Source organism: Flavobacterium sp., from assembly GCF_041911335.1.
Taxonomy (GTDB): domain Bacteria; phylum Bacteroidota; class Bacteroidia; order Flavobacteriales; family Flavobacteriaceae; genus Flavobacterium.
In genome coordinates this window covers 20,107-37,063 of the sequence record NZ_JAYRPD010000019.1, presented here as the reverse complement: position 1 = coordinate 37,063, position 16,957 = coordinate 20,107, and the positions used below count along the sequence as shown (strand labels likewise).

Sequence of the window (16,957 nt, the reverse complement as noted above, 5' to 3'; positions counted from 1 at the left end):
TAATGGAGGTGCTAATTTTACAATACCATTGAACAATAATAATTATTGGACTTACGATGTAGATAGCCAAGGTACATTAACTAGAGATTCATTATACATATCTGGAGATGTTGTTTTTAACTCTAAAACCTATAAAAAATTTCAAACTAGAGATGATATGGCGACAGGATTTTACTCGTCATCACTAAGAAATAATGGAGTTAGAAAAGTTGATTCAAGATTGTTATTATCAGGAGATTTGTCTTTAGCTTCGGGTCAAAATTTGCCAATAAATTTGGATTTATCCTTAGATGATTTTGTTATTTTCAATAGTAATGCTTCTAATAATCAAGCTTTAAATAGTTCGCCTGTAACAGGTGTTATCCAAGAAACATATAATGGATATCCATTAACTATTAGCTATTCTTTACAAAGTTATGGAGGCGAAAGTTTTACAACTTTTACTTCTCCAAATGGAGATTCTTTTCCAAATGTAAAATCAACAAAAATTAAACTTAATGTATCTGTTGTCTCGGAACAAACAGTTGGTGGTTTTACTATCCCTATAACCGTTTTAGCGCCACAAGATTTAATAGTATCAACAATTTATACTGCTGAAGGAATTGGCGTTGTCTATGTAAATACTGATACAACATATAGTATAAACTCAACTGTTGCAACACAATTTGGAATCGATCCATCAGGTACTCAAAATCAAAAAGAGTATTTAGATATTTATGTAGTTAATTAAATTGGCATAGTATTTGTAAAAAATTGGCTATATTTGTAAAAACATTTATTATGAAGAAATTAATTTTATCTGCTTTTATGCTACTAGGCTTAGCATTCAGCGCACAGGCTCAGGACATTTCTAAAAACGCATTAGGTTTACGTTTAGGAGACAATGATGGCTTTGGTGGTGAAATTTCTTATCAAAGAGGATTAAGTAAAAACAACCGCTTAGAACTTGATTTGGGATGGAGAGATGGAAAAGAATATAGTGCATTCAAATTAACAGGAATTTATCAATGGGTATGGAACATTGAAGGTGGTTTTAATTGGTACGCTGGTGTAGGTGGAGGAATTGGTTCATGGAATGGTAAAGATTATACATTTAATGGCGTTAGATACAATGGTGAAAGTGAAACAGTATTATTTGCTGCAGGAGATATAGGAATTGAATATAATTTCGAGGAAGCACCAATACAATTATCTCTTGACTTTAGACCAGAAATTTATTTTAATGACAATATTAATAATGATTTTGGTCCAGATATCGCTTTAGGAATCAGATACAGATGGTAAAATATAAAAGTCCCGATTTAATCGGGACTTTTTTTATTCTATAATTAATTTATTTCCTTTAGGAATTAACGCTATACAATACGGAGTAGTTATTACCGTTGTAGCTATCTCCCCTTTTTTGGGGCCAATTTCGCTTTTCTTTACTACTATTGTATTGTCATTATTACTGACAGATTCTATATCAATAGCGTAACCTCCTGAGTTTTTTTGTCCCTGAAATAAAACCAAAACATTCTTCTTCTTAAAATCTACTTTTAAAAAATTAGCATATTCTGATTCATCCAATTTTAATGATTCTATAAACTGAATATACGCTTCATTATCTTGTATTAAAAGATGTCCTGGTTTATCAGAACCACCAATTTCACTTTTATGAATGATAGAAAATGAATTATCTGAGACAGTTTTAGGCGAACTACATGACATCATTAAAAAAAGTAGTGGTAAAATTTTAATCATAATTTACAATTTAAAGCTTTAAAATACACTTGTTCATACAATGGCATTATGTTTTGAATATCGAAAAGTTTAGCTGTTTCTAATGCATTTACTTTAAACTGAGCCAACTTATCTTCATCTTTTAACAAAGAAATAGCATCACGACTCATTTTAGCAACATCTCCTACATCACTTAAATAACCTGAAAAACCATCTTTATTTACTTCAGGTAAACCACCAGAATTACTAGAAATTACTGGAACTCCACAAGCCATTGCTTCTAAAGCTGCTAAACCAAAACTTTCTGTTTCTGAAGGCAATAAGAATAAATCTGAGAAGCATAAAATCTTATCAATTTCATTACTGTTTCCGAAGAAAATCACTTTGCTTTGGATGCCTAATTGTTCACATAATTGCTCTGCTCCTTCTTTTTCTGGACCTTCTCCCACCATCATTAATTTTGATGGTACTTCTTTCTGAATCTCATAAAAGATGCGTACAATATCTTCAATGCGTTTTACTTTTCTGAAATTGGAAATATGTGTGATGATTTTTTCTTCTTCATTTGCCATTAAAGATCTATGACAAGGAATGTTTTCTTTCAATTTGTCTTTGTTTAATTCAATGAAATTTGGGATAACTTCAATTTCATTTTTGATATCAAACAAGCGATAGGTATCATCTTTTAAGCTTTGTGAAACGCTAGTTACAACATCTGATTTATTGATACTAAAACTAACTGCAGGCTTATAAAATGGATGGTTTCCAACCAACGTAATATCGGTTCCGTGCAATGTAGTTACCATTGGAATATGAATGCCTTCATCCGCTAACATTTGTTTTGCCATGTAACCCGCGTATGCATGTGGAATTGCATAATGTACATGTAAAACATCTATTTTGTACAATTTTACCATATCAACTAACTTACTCGAAAGCGCTAATTCATAAGGTTGATAGTGAAACAACGGATATTCGGGAACGTGAACTTCATGGTAATGTACATTTTGATTTAATAATGCTAAACGCACAGGCTGACTGTAGGTTATGAAGTGAATTTCGTGACCTCTTTTAGCTAATTCCAAACCAAGTTCGGTCGCTACAACACCACTTCCTCCAAATGTAGGATAACAAACTATCGCAATTTTCATTTATATAAATTTTGAAATAAAATTACCACTTCTAGCGTTGGCAATTCTAAAACATTTGTTAAAAATTATTTTTTAAATGCCGCTTCGTAGGTTGCAATCCAATCGGCTACTGTGACTTTTTTCACTAATTCGCCAATCAATTCAAACGGAATATTTTCAGGCTTTTTGATGCGCAAACAACTCTTACCAATGTCTAATTTTTGTTTCGAGTGTTTTGGATATTCGGTTACAAACCAATCATACAATTCAGGTTTTGCATAAATTCCCATGTGGTAGAAATTGATACTGTTTTTCTGACTTGCAAATCCCATGAAAGGTAAAGCTTGCTTTGGATTACAATGATAACCTTGTGGATAAATGGAATGTGGCACCACATATCCTGCCATACCATATCCCATGCCTTCCTGAAATCCTTCTGGAAGATTTTCTAAGATTATATTTCTAAGTTTATGCAACGCTTCTCTTCTATCTTCTGGAGCTTCGTTAATGTATTGATCTACTGTAGTTGCTTCTGATGTCATGGTTTGTCTTTTTAAATTAGAGAATTAAATTTACAAAAATTACTCAACAATTGCTTCGTAAATTACTCTTTGAATATTCTCTCTGATATTTTCTTTAGATAGTTTATTCGCTGCGTTAGAATCTGGATACGTTCTGTTTGATAGGAAAACATATACAATTTCTTTTTCTGGGTCAGCCCAAGTCATGGTTCCAGTAAATCCTGTATGTCCGAAACTTGTTAAGGAAACACAACCGCATGTTGGACCTTCATTTCCTAATTGCGGTTTATCAAAACCAACTCCTCTTCTATTGCCGTCTTTACAGAAATAACATGTATTAAAGGTGTTAAACGTATTTTCGGTAATATATGTTCTTCCGCCATAAGTTCCTTTTTGAAGATACATTTGCATCACTTTAGCTACATCCAAAGCATTTGCAAATAAACCAGCATGACCTGAAATTCCTCCTTGCATCGCCGCTGCCATATCGTGAACATAACCTTGCACAACTTGATGTCTGAAATAATTGTCATTTTCTGTTGGAATTACTCTATTCGCATTCATTTTTCGCAACGGATTATACATGATAGAATTCGCTCCAAGTGGCTCAAAAAAATTATCGTGTGCTAAATCTTCAAGCGATTTTTTATTATGCATTTCCAAATATTCTTTAAATAGAATAAAAGTAAAATCACTGTATTTGTATTGTTTTTTAGGCAATAATTCGCTGTCCAAAATAGTTTTAACAATCGAATCATTGTAGTCTTTTCTTAAGTATAATTTATCGGCAACATGAATTGGAAATTCTGTTGAAAATTCACTTCTATAATAATGAGTACTAGGTCGGTTTAAACTATCCAAAGTAGCTTTATAAAACGGAATCCAAGGTTGAAAACGGGCTTGATGGGTTAACATATCTAAAACCGTCGCATTAGCTTTATTCGAATTTTTAGCCGCTGGCAACATGGATTTTAACTTCGTTTCTAAAGTCAAATGACCTTGATCAAATTCTTGCATTACATTAGGTAAAGTAGCTACAATTTTTGTTAGAGAAGCAATGTCATAAACATCAGTGTTGCTCACTTTTTGATTCGATTCATACGTGTGATTTCCAAAGGATTTTTGGTAAATAACTTTCCCTTTTCTTGCAACAACCACTTGAATACCCGGTGTCATTTTCTTAGAAATAGCGTAGTTGGCAATGGAATCGATTTTAGTCAAAACTTTTGAATTCATGCCCACATTTTCAGGAATAGAAAACCCTAATCGTTTAATTTCTAAAGTTTCAATTCCTTCGTTTACTTTGAATTCGTCGTCAATTGAAACAGGTAATTTCCCTTTTGCTCCCATAGCTCCAAAGATAATTTGAGGGGCAATAGTTTGAGCAATATCATTGTTTTGATACGCCACAACAATAGTTTCAATATCCTCGAAGTTTTTTAAATTGGTTAAAGAATATGGTTTTGTGAAACAGGTTAAAATAACATCATTTTGTTTTGCAATTTGGTTAATCCAAAGCATTTCTTTGAAATTTAAATTGTGATTTCTCCAAGCGCCATCTTGTTTGTGATAACCAATAATTACTTTCGTATAATCTTGTAATTGTACTAAAACCGAATCTAAATTCTTATTGGTAATTTCACTAATTGAAGCGTAATTTCTCAAATTTGCCAGAAAGGTATCGGATTTATCGTTTCCTAATTTAATGTAAGCGATTTTCTCTTTTTCAATATCGCGAACCGGAACTAATTTATCGTGATTTTTGATTACTGTTATTGCGTTTTCGTATAATTTATAATTCAAAGCATCATATTCAACTGCATTCAAATCTTTGTATAAATTATCTAAAACGATTGGTTGATAGTTGTTCAAGTTCGCTTTGTATTTATACGCTAAAATCTTTTTTACCGAATACATCAAACGTTTCTCTGTAATAATTCCAGCATCAAAAGCTTCTTTGAATTTTTTAATCGCAACCGGAACATTTTCAGCAAATAACAAAACATCATTTCCAGCTAAAAAAGCTTCTAAATCTATATCTCCAGGCTTTTTGAAATTACTTGCACCTTTCATATTCAAGGCATCTGTAAAAATTAAACCCTCAAATTGCAATTCTTTTTTTAGAATATCAGTAACTACTGGGTACGAAATTGAAGTTGGATAATTTTCTCTTGGCTCTAAACTTGGCACATTCAAATGCGCCACCATAACACTAGTTAATCCGTTTTTAATCAATTCTTTATAAGGAAAAAGTTCTACATCGTTCAAACGATTTCTGTCGAAATTTACAACAGGTAATGTATGATGTGAATCGGTTGATGTATCGCCATGACCTGGGAAATGTTTCGCTGTTGCATAAACACCTTCATCTTGTAAACCTTTCATTAAAGCAATGGCTCTAGCGGTTACGTTTTCTTTAGTTTCTCCAAACGAACGATTGCCAATAATTGGATTTTTTGGATTCGTATTGATGTCAACAACTGGAGCAAAATTGAAGTGAATTCCCATTCGTTTTGATTGTTTTGCCATTTGATTTCCGGCTTTTTCAATCAATTTCATGTCTTGAACTGCACCTAATGTCATGTTCCATGGATAACGATAGGTAGAATCTAATCGCATGCTTAAACCCCATTCGGCATCAATTCCGATGAACAATGGCACTTTTGATTTTGCTTGATATCTATTGGTTAATTTTGCTTGACGCACTGGTCCACCTTGAAAGAAAATTAAACCTCCAATTTTATATTCTTCTACTAATTTATCAATGGATTTATTGTGTGCTTCATCTTTATTAGAATATGCGGCAACCATAAACAACTGCCCAACTTTTTCTTCAAACGAAAATTGGTTGTATATACTGTCGACCCAAACCTGTTGTGAAACTACTTTTTTAGCAGTTAAAACAGGTTTAGTTTTATTTTGGGAAAATGATATATGTATGAAAACTACCGAAAATAGTAGTGTGAGCACTCTTTGCATAAATTATAGTTTGATTTTTTAACTTAGAACTAAATCCATGCCAAAATACTACATCTTTACTTTAAAATAAAGTGTTTTAGGTTTATTTTATGAAGAAAGTTGTTAACGAAAGATTCTCAACTTTTTAAGTAAGATTAAAAATTAATCCATCAAATCAATATGACGATCGTGATAGCCTAATAAATATAAAACGCCATCTAATCCTATACTTGAAATAGAACTTTGAGCGTTGTCTTTTACTTTTGGTTTCGCATGAAAAGCAATTCCTAAACCAGCAAGATTTAACATAGGTAAATCATTAGCTCCATCACCAACAGCAATGGTTTGATTAATATCGATTCCTTCTTTACGAGCGATTTCTTTTAGATATTCGGCTTTTTTATTTCCATCTACAATTTCACCGATATAACCACCTGTTAGAACTCCATCTTTAATTTCTAATTCATTTGCATAAATGTAGTCGATTCCCAATTCTTTTTGCAAGTATTTTCCAAAATAAGTAAATCCACCTGATAAAATTGCAGTTTTGAAACCGTATGATTTTAAAGTATCAATTAATCTTCTTGCACCTTTTGTGATGGGTAAATTAATGGCGACTTCTTCCAGAACTTCTTCACTTAAACCTTTTAAAAGAAGCATTCTTTGCTTGAAGCTTTCTTGAAAATCAATTTCGCCTTGCATGGCCGATTCTGTGATAGCTTTTACTTGTTCGCCAACACCTGCTAATTCAGCTAATTCATCAATTACTTCGGTTTGGATTAGAGTGGAATCCATGTCAAAGCAAACTAAACGTCGATTTCTTCTAAAAATATTATCTTCCTGAAAGGCGATATCTAAATTCAATTCGGATGAAATCGCCATGAATTTTTCAGTAAATTCAGATTTATCATGTATGGCGCCTCGAATTGATAATTGAATGGAAGATCTTGGATAATCATCTTCTTTAACTAAAGAAACTCTTCCTGTTAATCGTTTGATAGCATCAATATTCAAGTTTTTTTCAGAAATTACTTTAGTGACTTGAGAAATTTGTTCGGCAGTTAATTTTTCTCCCAAAAGGGTTACAATATAACGATCTTTACCTTGAAGCTTTACCCACTTTTCGTATTCCTCGAGAGGAATTGGTTTGAATTTGGCCTTTATTCCTAATTCATACGATTTGAATAAAATATCTTTTAAAACTGCGGCCGATTTTTTTCCAGATTTAATTTGAAATAAAATCCCTAATGAAAGTGTATCGTGAATATTTGCCTGACCAATATCAAGAACATTCGCATCATACTCTGCTAAAACAGCTGTTAATGAAGATGTTAATCCAGGTTTGTCGTGTCCTGAAATGTTTAATAAGAATATATTGCTATCCATGATATAGTTTGAAAATGGAATCTAAAAAAATCGATTGTGCCAACTTTCGCTAGCTGGAACTTCCCAAAATTCTTTTAATTCACCTAAAGTATTTAGCAAATTATTAAATACAATCGTATTTTCTGATACTGCTTTTTCTTTGGCCATTTTTTTAAATTCAATAAGTGGTTTGAAAGCAACGTGATCGCCAACTTTAAAAGTAACGTTCATTTTATCTAATAAATCCACATTGTATTTTTGTTCTAAATTTTGAATAAATTGAACCGATGCATCAATAGAACAACCTGTAGCTGCTTGCACTTCTTGATTTACCGCAATAATGATAAAACGATTATATCGAGTAATAAATGAAGCTTCAAGATGTTGTCCATGTGCAGTCCAATTTTCTAGAAAAGAAGTTAAATCTTTTTCAATATCTTGAATTTCTTCATCAGAAAATTTTCGATTGGATTGATAAATCCAAATTTTTGATTCTTCTGGCAAGCTATCAAAAGGTACAAACATGATTATTTTTTTATGATATCAGTAACAATTTTATACGATACAAATTGACCTAATTTAGCATCAAATAATTCCATTTCATAGTAGGTAACATCAACAGCATCAGTAGTTTTCAAAACGTTATCTGTTAATAAAAATGAATTATCAAAATTACTCAATAAAATAAACTGATTGTTTTTTCCTGAATCTTCTTTAACAATAAAAGTTAAAAATTGTTCCAATTTAATTTCCGATATTTTACCAGATATCATTAAATCTGCTTCTGGAGCTTCTTCAACATTACCTTCTTCTTCATCTAACATAAATTTAAAAACAGTAGGACATTTCAATCCCATTCTAGCTCCAATATTTGTAGCTAACTGTTCCATTTTTTCATCGTTAGAAATGACATTTTTACCATAATGTTTTTCTACGTCTTTTTCGAAAGCATTAATTCCTTCAAGTAAACAAATTCCAATTGTTAATTCGAAATTTTCTTTTGTAATCTCTTGTTTATTTGCGCAATCACAAGCTTTATCTGCTAATTTGTCGGTTAATTGATCTTTTGTAAGTTTTTGAGCAAAAGTAATATTTCCGACTAAAACTAGTAATAATAATATTTTTTTCATTTTTATAAATCTTGTGCGTTAGCAATTATTTCTGCAATATCTAATACTTTAACTTCATTTTCTTTGTGTGCAAATTTTACTCCATCGGTCATCATTGTATTACAATAAGGACATCCCGTAGCTATAATATTTGGAGTAGTTTCAAGAGCATCTTGAGTTCTTAAAACATTAATCTCCATATTTCCTTTTTCAGGTTCTTTAAACATTTGAGCTCCACCAGCACCGCAACATAGAGCATTATTTTTACTTCGTTTCATCTCAACAATTTGAGCATTAGTCTGCGATAGTATTTCTCTTGGAGCTTGATATTCATTATTTGCTCTACCTAGATAACATGGGTCGTGAAATGTAATACGACTTCCTTTGTACGTATCTTTATTAAAGTTGATGCGTCCTTCTTTTAAAAGTTGCTGAATAAACTGAGTATGGTGAACAACTTCATAATTTCCACCTAAACTAGGATACTCATTTTTTAAACAATTAAATGAATGCGGATCGCAGGTTACGATTTTTTTAACTTCATATGCATTAAGAACTTCAATATTCATTAAAGCTTGCATTTGAAATAAAAACTCATTCCCAGCTCTTTTAGCCACATCACCCGTACAACTTTCCTCGGTTCCTAAAACAGCGAAATTCACATTCGCTTTATTTAAAATTTTAACGAAAGCTCTAGATATTTTTTTTGCTCTGTCATCGAAACTACCAGCAGAACCTACCCAAAATAAAATTTCAGGTTGTTTTCCTTCGGCCATCATTTGGGCCATTGTTGGTACAATTAAATTTTCTGACATATTATATACTATTTAAGATAGTTAATGTAAAATTATTCGTTTACCCAATTTAAACGATCCATTTGATTGTATTGCCAAGGAGCGCCATTGTTTTCAATATTACTCATCATATTGTTTAATTCCATTGGTGCTGCACTTTGCTCCATTACCAAATAACGACGCATATCGATAATAATTGATAATGGGCTAATATTAATAGGACATTCTTCAACACAAGCATTACATGTTGTACAAGCCCATAATTCTTCTGGAGTGATATAATCGTTTAGTAATGATTTTCCATCATCAACAAAAACTCCTTTATTTAAATCGATATTTCTACCCACTTCCTCTAAACGATCACGTGTATCCATCATAATCTTACGAGGCGATAACTTTTTACCCGTTTGGTTTGCTGGACATGATGAAGTACAACGACCACATTCTGTACAACTGTAAGCGTTTAATAATTGTACCCAATTTAAATCTTGAACATCTGAAGCTCCAAACTTAGCTGGAACTGCATCAGGATTTGCTGGCGCTGCAAAAGGATCAGCACTTGGGTCCATCATTAATTTTACTTCATTAGTTACACTTTCTAAATTGTTTAATTTCCCTTTTGCGTTTAAATCAGCGTAAAATGTATTTGGGAATGCAAGTAAAATGTGTAAATGTTTTGAATAATATAAATAGTTCAAGAAAACTAAAATTCCGGCAATATGTAACCACCAAGCAGCTCTTTCAATAATTACAACCAAGCCCTCACTCATTCCGTTAAACATTGGCGCAATGAATTGAGATATAGGAAAGCTTCCCGCTTGATTATAATGACCAATACCTAAGTTTTGCAAATGGAAATCAGCTGCATTCATGACTAAGAATAACGTCATTAAAACCATTTCGAAATATAAGATGTAATTAGCATCGTTTCTTGGTTTTCCATCTAAATCTGAACTAGCGAAACGACCTAATTTGGTAACATTTCTTCTAACCCAGAATACAATTACAGCTACTAATACTAAGAAAGCCAAAATTTCGAATGAACCAATTAACACATCATAAAATCCTCCCATGAAAGACAAAACACGATGTGTTCCGAAAAGTCCATCGATAATAATTTCGATTACTTCGATATTGATAATGACGAAACCTACATAAACCACAATGTGTAAAAATCCGGCAATAGGACGTTTTACCATTTTAGATTGTCCTAAGGCAACCATAGTCATGTTTTTCCAGCGTTCTGATGGATTATCAGTTCGATCTACATCTTGACCTAGTTTAATGTTACGAATTAGTTTTTTTACATTGATTGTAAAATAACCTATACCTGCTACTAAAAGCAATGCGAATAAAATATTATCTAAAAAACTCATCGTGTAAAATTTACTTTTTAATTGTATCGTTTACTGGCGCCACATAAGGTTTATTTTTCTTTCCAAAAAGAGAAACATTTACATAACGTGTTGGATTTAAGCGAAGATCTTGAAGCAATAACTCTAATTCTTTCGAAGTCTTAGTAAAATTATTGTACATAGCATCGTCTTTCACTAATTTACCCATAGTTCCGTTACCTTTTTCGATATCAGCCATGATTTTATCAACGCTTGCCAACGTTTTTTCCAAATTTTTAACGGTTTGACCTAAATTTGCTTGTGCAAGTGAATCTGACATTTTAGAGAAATTAGCTGATGTTTTATCTAAATTAGACATTGTCGAATTAATTTTCGATTTGTTATCAGCAAGCATTTCGTTGATGTTTTTAGAAGCTACACTAAATTCAGAAAGTGTTTTATTCAATTCAGCAATACTACTTTTAAGATTTTGCTTTGTTGAAGCATCTAAAACATCATTAATATTAGATACCATAGCATCTGCATTGTCTAATAATTTCTGAACTTTGTATTGAAGTGGCTCTAATTGTTGCGCCAAAGCATCCGTGATACCTAATTTGCTGCTCGCTTTTAAGTAATCCCCAGATTTGATATAATCTTTATCCTGAAAGTTAGGTTTAATTGCAATTTGTCTCCCTCCTACTAAACCCGAATCATAAATTTCAGCAATACTTGATTTAGAAATGGGAAAATCAGTAGTGATTTGCATTTCCACCAATAACTTTCCATCAGGTTGAATGTTTATGGAATTTACTTTCCCAATAGCCAAACCATTTAAAGTTACAGGTGCAGAATCTACAAGTCCAGCAACGTTATCATAAACAACATAAACTCTTGTACTGCTATCAAATAAGTCTTTTCCCTTTAAAAAATTATATCCCCAAATGAACAATAATATTGATACAATAACGAGGACAGCGGTTTTGATTTCTCTTGTTAGTTTCAAAGCGTAATAATTTTTAACAAAAATAAACTTTTATTTTATTTTATCGCATCGGTAAGGCTTATTTTTATTCCGTCTTTATAAGCTACAATAAAAGCTGTTGAATACCCTTTTTGTTTGGCTATTTCTAATTTTTGTTTAGCAGCATCATAGCTTTTTTCAGAGGCATAAAAATATTTGTATAAATTACCAGATGGTTCAACAGAAATTGGACTTAAACCTTTAAAATTTGAAGGTGTCGTATCTAATTCTTTTGTACTAGCTGAGATTTGAATTTTAAAGACAATTCCTTTTTCTGTTACTTTTTCAGGAGTTTTTGCTGGTACTTCTTTTTTAGGTGTTTCTTTAACGATTATATCCTCTTTGTAATCTTCTTTTATATTGTCATTATTTGAAGGATTGAAAAATTCGTTTTTGTAATCTAAAATAGCACTTGCAATTGCTTCAGCTAATAATTCTTGTCCTTCTTCAGAATTTAAAAATTCGCCTTCTTCTTTATTAGAAACAAATCCCATTTCAATTAAAACTCTAGGCATCGTAATTTGTCGCAATACTAAGAATCCGGCTTGCTTTACACCTCTATTTTTTTTATCTGTTTTTTTAGTGAAAAATTCCTGAACTCTACCTGCTAATTCTATACTTTGATCTAGGTGTTCTTCTTGAAGAATTGAAATTCCAATAACCGATTCAGGTGAATTTGGATCAAAACCATCATATTTAATTTTATAATCGGTTTCTAAAGTAACTACCTCATTTTCATTTTTTGCAACTTCTAAGTTTGAGGCATTTCGGGTGATACCCATCACGTAAGTTTCATTTCCTGAAGCTGCTTGATTTTTATTCGCATTACAATGCATGGAAACAAAAATGCTTCCTTTGGATTTATTGGCAATATTAGCTCGCTGTTGTAATTCTATAAAAACATCAGTTTTTCTCGTATAAATAACATCAACTTGTGGATCTTTTTCTAAAATAGCTCCCACACGCAATGCTGTTTTTAAGGCAATATTTTTCTCAATATTTCCATGATATACAGCACCGTAATCTTTTCCTCCGTGCCCCGCATCTAATACTACTTTAAATTTTTGGTTTTGACTGTATCCAGAAAAAACACTCATTGCAATCACTACAAAAACAATTCTCTTTAACATATGCAAATGATGATTAATTCGTAAAGGTTACTATATAAGCTGATGTAAATCCTTTTTTCTTAGCTTCTTCTAATTTTTTCTTACAAGCATCATAATCCGATTCTTCACCGTAAAAATACTTGTATAATTTTTTCTCTTTTTGAACAGTTATTCCTTTCAAACCTTTAAAATTAGAAGGTTTTGTTTCTAATTTTCTAGTACTAGCTGAAATTTGAACCTTATAATACGTTTTATTCGATTTTGAATTTTCTTTATCTTTATCAGAAGTAACTTTTGAAGTGTTGGATGTTTTATTTGAAGCCACTGATTCAGGTTCAGCTACATCGTTTCCATTAAAAAAATCACTTTTGTATTTTAAAATTGCGTTAGAAATAGATTCTGACATTTCTTCTTTTCCTCTCTCAGAATTCAAGTACTTAGCTTCATCTGGATGCGAAATAAATCCAAGTTCAATTAAAACTCCTGGCATCACGGTTGCGTCTAAAACCCAAAGCGGTTGTTGGTGAACGCCTTTATCTTTTCTTTTTAATTCATCTCGAAACTGATTTTGAACTAAAGTAGCCAATTCAATACTTTGTAACAAAGATTCTTCTTGAATAATTTTTAAACCAATTAATGTTTCTGGATTGTTAGGATCAAATCCTTTATATTTTGTTTTATAATCGGTTTCTTGAAAAATTACGGCGTTTTCTGTTTTTGCAATTTCCAAATTGGTTCCGGTTCTCGACATTCCCATTACCAAAGTCATTGCTCCAATTGGATTTCCTGTTTTAACCGAATTACAATGTACGGAAACAAATAAATTAGCTTTAGCTTTATTTGCAATGTTAGCACGTTCTCTTAATTCTATGAAAACATCTGTTTTTCTAGTGTAGACAACTTCAACATCTTTATTTTTTTCTAAAATTTTTCCAATTTTTAATACCACATCAAGTGCAACATCTTTCTCTTGCACTCCATTTTTTACAGCTCCTGGATCTTTTCCACCGTGACCGGCATCTAAAACCACTTTAAATTTAGCATTATTTTGACTAAATCCAAAGGTAATAGATAAAAGTAAAACCCATAAAAACAGCTTTTTAGTATTTTTTTTTGATGGCATAAAACAAATGATAGGTATTATAAGTTATAATTTTATTAAAACATTATTTTTGCAAAAAAATATATGTAAGTTTGACACTTCAAAAAGTGAGCCAAATTTTTACAAAAATACTATTAAAAGCATTGCATACAAAGTTATTTCATATCGTTTTTTCAGTAATTTTTCTAACATTAGGAACCACCTCTATTTTTTCTCAAGAAAATCCAATTCCAGGTACCGTTACTTTAACAAAATCGGATCTTCAAAAAGCGAAAGATTCTACCTCTACTTCTGCTGACACAACAAAAAAGAAGAAACCTTTTTTAGATGGTGTAGTAAACATGAAGGCAAAGGAATATGAAAAACTTGACCAAAAGAAAAAAACAGTTACACTTCATGACGAGGCCGAAATTTACTATACCGATTTTGAACTTAAAGCAGGTAGAATTGTTTTAGATTATGAAAAAAATCTAGTTCATGCTGGACGCCTAAAAGATTCAGCAGGAAATTATATTCAACGCCCCGTTTTTAAACAAGGTCAAAATATTATTGAACCTGATTCGATTATTTTCCACACCAAATCAAAACGAGCAAAAGTTTGGAACTCAAGAACGAAGCAAGGAGAATTATTCATTAAAGCCGAAATTTCTAAAAAAGAAAACGATTCCGTTTACTTTATGAAGAATGCTCGCATGACCACTTCAAAAAATATTGATGATCCTGAATATTATTTTTTAGTTAGAAAAGTAAAATTTGTTCCAAAGAAAAAAGTGGTAGCAGGATTAACGAATATGGTAATTATGGACGTTCCTACTCCCATAGGCTTACCATTTGCTTATTTTCCAATGACTGAAAAAAGCTTATCTGGATTTATTATGCCAACTCCTGGACAAAATAATAGACAAGGGTATTTCCTTCAAAATGGAGGTTATTATTTTGCTTTGAGTGATTATTATGATTTAGCTGTTCTGGGTGATTATTACACTAATGGAAGTTATGGTTTACGAGCCGAAAGTAGTTATGCAAAACGATACAAATTTAATGGACGCTTAAATTTTCGATTTGAAAACAATATCATTAGTGAGCGAGGATTCCCTGACTATGTGAAATCAAAACAATACAATATTCAGTGGTCGCATACACAAGACACAAAAGCTTCTGCTGATTCTAGATTTTCTGCCTCTGTAAATTTAGGAAGTAGTCAATACTTTAGACAGTCTATTAATATGAATAACGTTGGCTCTAGTTTAAACAACAACTTAAGTTCATCGGTATCTTTTTCTAAAACATTTAGAACTGTACCGCAAGTAAACATGTCTGTTTCAGCAACGCATTCTCAGAATACGAATACTCAAATCATTAACATGACACTACCTACATTTCAAGCTAGTGTTGATCGTATTTTTCCGTTTGCTCCAAAAGATGGTATTAAAAAAGGAATAATAAAAAATATCAATCTTCAATATAATTTAAGAGGAGAAAATAGAATCCAAACTAATGATTCTTTGTTTTTTACTTCTCAAATGTTTAGAGATGCAAAATCTGGTTTTCAACACTCTATTCCAATAAGTACTAATTTTAAAATATTTAAATATTTTAGTGTTTCTGCTGGAACAACTTATAATGAAGTCTGGGTTATGAATACCATTAAAAAGAGTTTTAGCCCAACAGAAAACAAAGTTATTACTCAAGATGTTAATGGATTTGAAGCTTTCAGAACTTATAACTTTACAGCGGATATTGGAACTACGCTTTATGGAACCTTCAATTTTGGAGAAGATAAAAAAATTCAAGCTATACGTCATGTAATGCGTCCAAACATTGGTTATGGTTATACGCCAAATTTCAATCAGTATTTTGAAAAATATGCTTTAGATGCCACGGGTATTAATTTTGCAGATTATACCAAATTTGAAGGTGGTCTTTTTGGATCTCCATCTAATAATTTTTCAAATCGTATGAATTTTTCATTAAGTAATACATTTGAAGCAAAAGTACGAGATAAAGAAAGTAAAAAAGGAGAAGCTAAAAAAGTAATGCTTTTAAACAATCTTAATTTCGCAGTAGGTTATGACATTGCTGCCGATTCTTTGAAATGGTCAGAAATATCAGTATCAGGAGGAACACAACTTTTTAAACAAAAAATGAATGTTAACTTCGCTGCTATATTAGATGCATTTGCTATTGACAATTCAGGTAGAAGAATTGATAAATTAAACATTGATAATGGTGGTAGTTTATTGCGTTTACCAAGAGCTAACATGACGATTAACTACAATTTTTCAAGTAGCGATAACAATTCAAAAAGCAAAGAATCGCAACAAAACCTACAAAACGGAGGGACAGGAGATGATTTGTTTGGAAGAAGCACTGATTTAAGTGATTCTCGTCAAAGTTTATTTAACAAGGATAAAGAAAATGATAATAAAAATTTAGAATGGTACAGTTATAAAATTCCTTGGGATTTAAGATTGGCGTATTCTGTAACTTACAATAATTCTAACAGACAAAATGAAATTCAATCTCATTCTGTTATGGCTTCAGGAAATTTCGAATTGGCTCCAAGATGGAAAGTAGGTTTCTCGTCGGGTTATGATTTCAAACAAAAAGGAGTAACTTTTACACAACTACGTTTTGAACGCGATTTGGAAAGTTGGAGAATGAGTTTTAACTGGGTACCTTTTGGAACCAATACCTATTGGGGATTCTTCATCGGAATTTCATCTTCAATATTTAGTGATATTAAATACGAAAAACGTCAATTACCAGACCGAGTATTCAGATAATAT

Annotated in this window: 15 protein-coding genes; 3 read left to right on the top strand and 12 right to left on the bottom strand. The window is 31.6% G+C overall.

Annotation, left to right across the window (positions count from 1 at the left end):
* Positions 1–28: 28 nt before the first annotated feature.
* Together ACE3PD_RS02175 and ACE3PD_RS02170 are read left to right on the top strand one after the other, a co-directional pair.
* Complete coding sequence (locus ACE3PD_RS02175) at positions 29–730, top strand: hypothetical protein (protein WP_374399101.1); 702 nt, start codon at positions 29–31, stop codon at positions 728–730.
* A gap of 50 nt (positions 731–780) precedes the next feature.
* A complete protein-coding gene (locus ACE3PD_RS02170; protein WP_374399099.1) occupies positions 781–1,284 on the top strand; it encodes a hypothetical protein in 504 nt (167 codons plus the stop codon).
* A 33-nt stretch (positions 1,285–1,317) separates the two neighbouring features.
* Here the strand turns inward: ACE3PD_RS02170 and ACE3PD_RS02165 are convergent, their stop codons facing one another.
* The 12 genes from ACE3PD_RS02165 to ACE3PD_RS02110 all read right to left on the bottom strand — a co-directional run bounded on the left by ACE3PD_RS02165 (position 1,318) and on the right by ACE3PD_RS02110 (position 14,189).
* Positions 1,318–1,743 (bottom strand): protease complex subunit PrcB family protein, encoded by a 426-nt coding sequence (locus ACE3PD_RS02165; RefSeq protein ID WP_374399097.1) that lies wholly within the window; start codon positions 1,741–1,743, stop codon positions 1,318–1,320.
* Positions 1,740–2,873 carry an N-acetyl-alpha-D-glucosaminyl L-malate synthase BshA gene (bshA, locus tag ACE3PD_RS02160; protein ID WP_374399095.1) on the bottom strand — a complete coding sequence of 378 codons (1,134 nt, stop codon included), beginning with the start codon at positions 2,871–2,873 and terminating at the stop codon, positions 1,740–1,742. The genes ACE3PD_RS02165 and bshA overlap by 4 nt, the downstream gene beginning before the upstream one ends.
* A gap of 65 nt (positions 2,874–2,938) precedes the next feature.
* On the bottom strand, positions 2,939–3,394 hold the full coding sequence (locus ACE3PD_RS02155; RefSeq protein ID WP_374399093.1) for a DUF1801 domain-containing protein: 456 nt from the start codon (positions 3,392–3,394) through the stop codon (positions 2,939–2,941).
* A gap of 39 nt (positions 3,395–3,433) precedes the next feature.
* Positions 3,434–6,352: a glycoside hydrolase family 3 N-terminal domain-containing protein gene (locus ACE3PD_RS02150; RefSeq protein ID WP_374399091.1), complete on the bottom strand. Its 2,919-nt coding sequence runs from the start codon at positions 6,350–6,352 to the stop codon at positions 3,434–3,436.
* 141 nt (positions 6,353–6,493) lie between these two features.
* On the bottom strand, positions 6,494–7,717 hold the full coding sequence (gene serB / locus ACE3PD_RS02145) for a phosphoserine phosphatase SerB (RefSeq protein ID WP_374399089.1): 1,224 nt from the start codon (positions 7,715–7,717) through the stop codon (positions 6,494–6,496).
* Positions 7,718–7,738: 21 nt separating this feature from the next.
* A complete protein-coding gene (locus ACE3PD_RS02140; protein WP_374399087.1) occupies positions 7,739–8,221 on the bottom strand; it encodes an ABC transporter ATPase in 483 nt (160 codons plus the stop codon).
* A 2-nt stretch (positions 8,222–8,223) separates the two neighbouring features.
* Complete coding sequence (locus ACE3PD_RS02135) at positions 8,224–8,826, bottom strand: hypothetical protein (RefSeq protein WP_374399086.1); 603 nt, start codon at positions 8,824–8,826, stop codon at positions 8,224–8,226.
* 2 nt (positions 8,827–8,828) lie between these two features.
* Entirely contained in the window at positions 8,829–9,620 is a 792-nt protein-coding gene (locus tag ACE3PD_RS02130) for a (Fe-S)-binding protein (protein WP_374399084.1), read from the bottom strand.
* 32 nt (positions 9,621–9,652) lie between these two features.
* The gene (locus ACE3PD_RS02125) at positions 9,653–10,975 is read right to left on the bottom strand and encodes a 4Fe-4S dicluster domain-containing protein (RefSeq protein WP_374399082.1); all 1,323 of its coding nucleotides are present in this window, start codon (positions 10,973–10,975) and stop codon (positions 9,653–9,655) included.
* Positions 10,976–10,985: 10 nt separating this feature from the next.
* On the bottom strand, positions 10,986–11,939 hold the full coding sequence (locus ACE3PD_RS02120; protein ID WP_374399080.1) for an MlaD family protein: 954 nt from the start codon (positions 11,937–11,939) through the stop codon (positions 10,986–10,988).
* Between the two features lie 35 nt (positions 11,940–11,974).
* Complete coding sequence (locus tag ACE3PD_RS02115; RefSeq protein WP_374399078.1) at positions 11,975–13,087, bottom strand: N-acetylmuramoyl-L-alanine amidase; 1,113 nt, start codon at positions 13,085–13,087, stop codon at positions 11,975–11,977.
* Between the two features lie 13 nt (positions 13,088–13,100).
* A complete protein-coding gene (locus ACE3PD_RS02110; RefSeq protein ID WP_374399076.1) occupies positions 13,101–14,189 on the bottom strand; it encodes an N-acetylmuramoyl-L-alanine amidase in 1,089 nt (362 codons plus the stop codon).
* 122 nt (positions 14,190–14,311) lie between these two features.
* Between ACE3PD_RS02110 and ACE3PD_RS02105 the strand changes: the two genes are divergently transcribed.
* Positions 14,312–16,954 carry a putative LPS assembly protein LptD gene (locus ACE3PD_RS02105; RefSeq protein WP_374399220.1) on the top strand — a complete coding sequence of 881 codons (2,643 nt, stop codon included), beginning with the start codon at positions 14,312–14,314 and terminating at the stop codon, positions 16,952–16,954.
* Positions 16,955–16,957 lie beyond the last annotated feature (3 nt).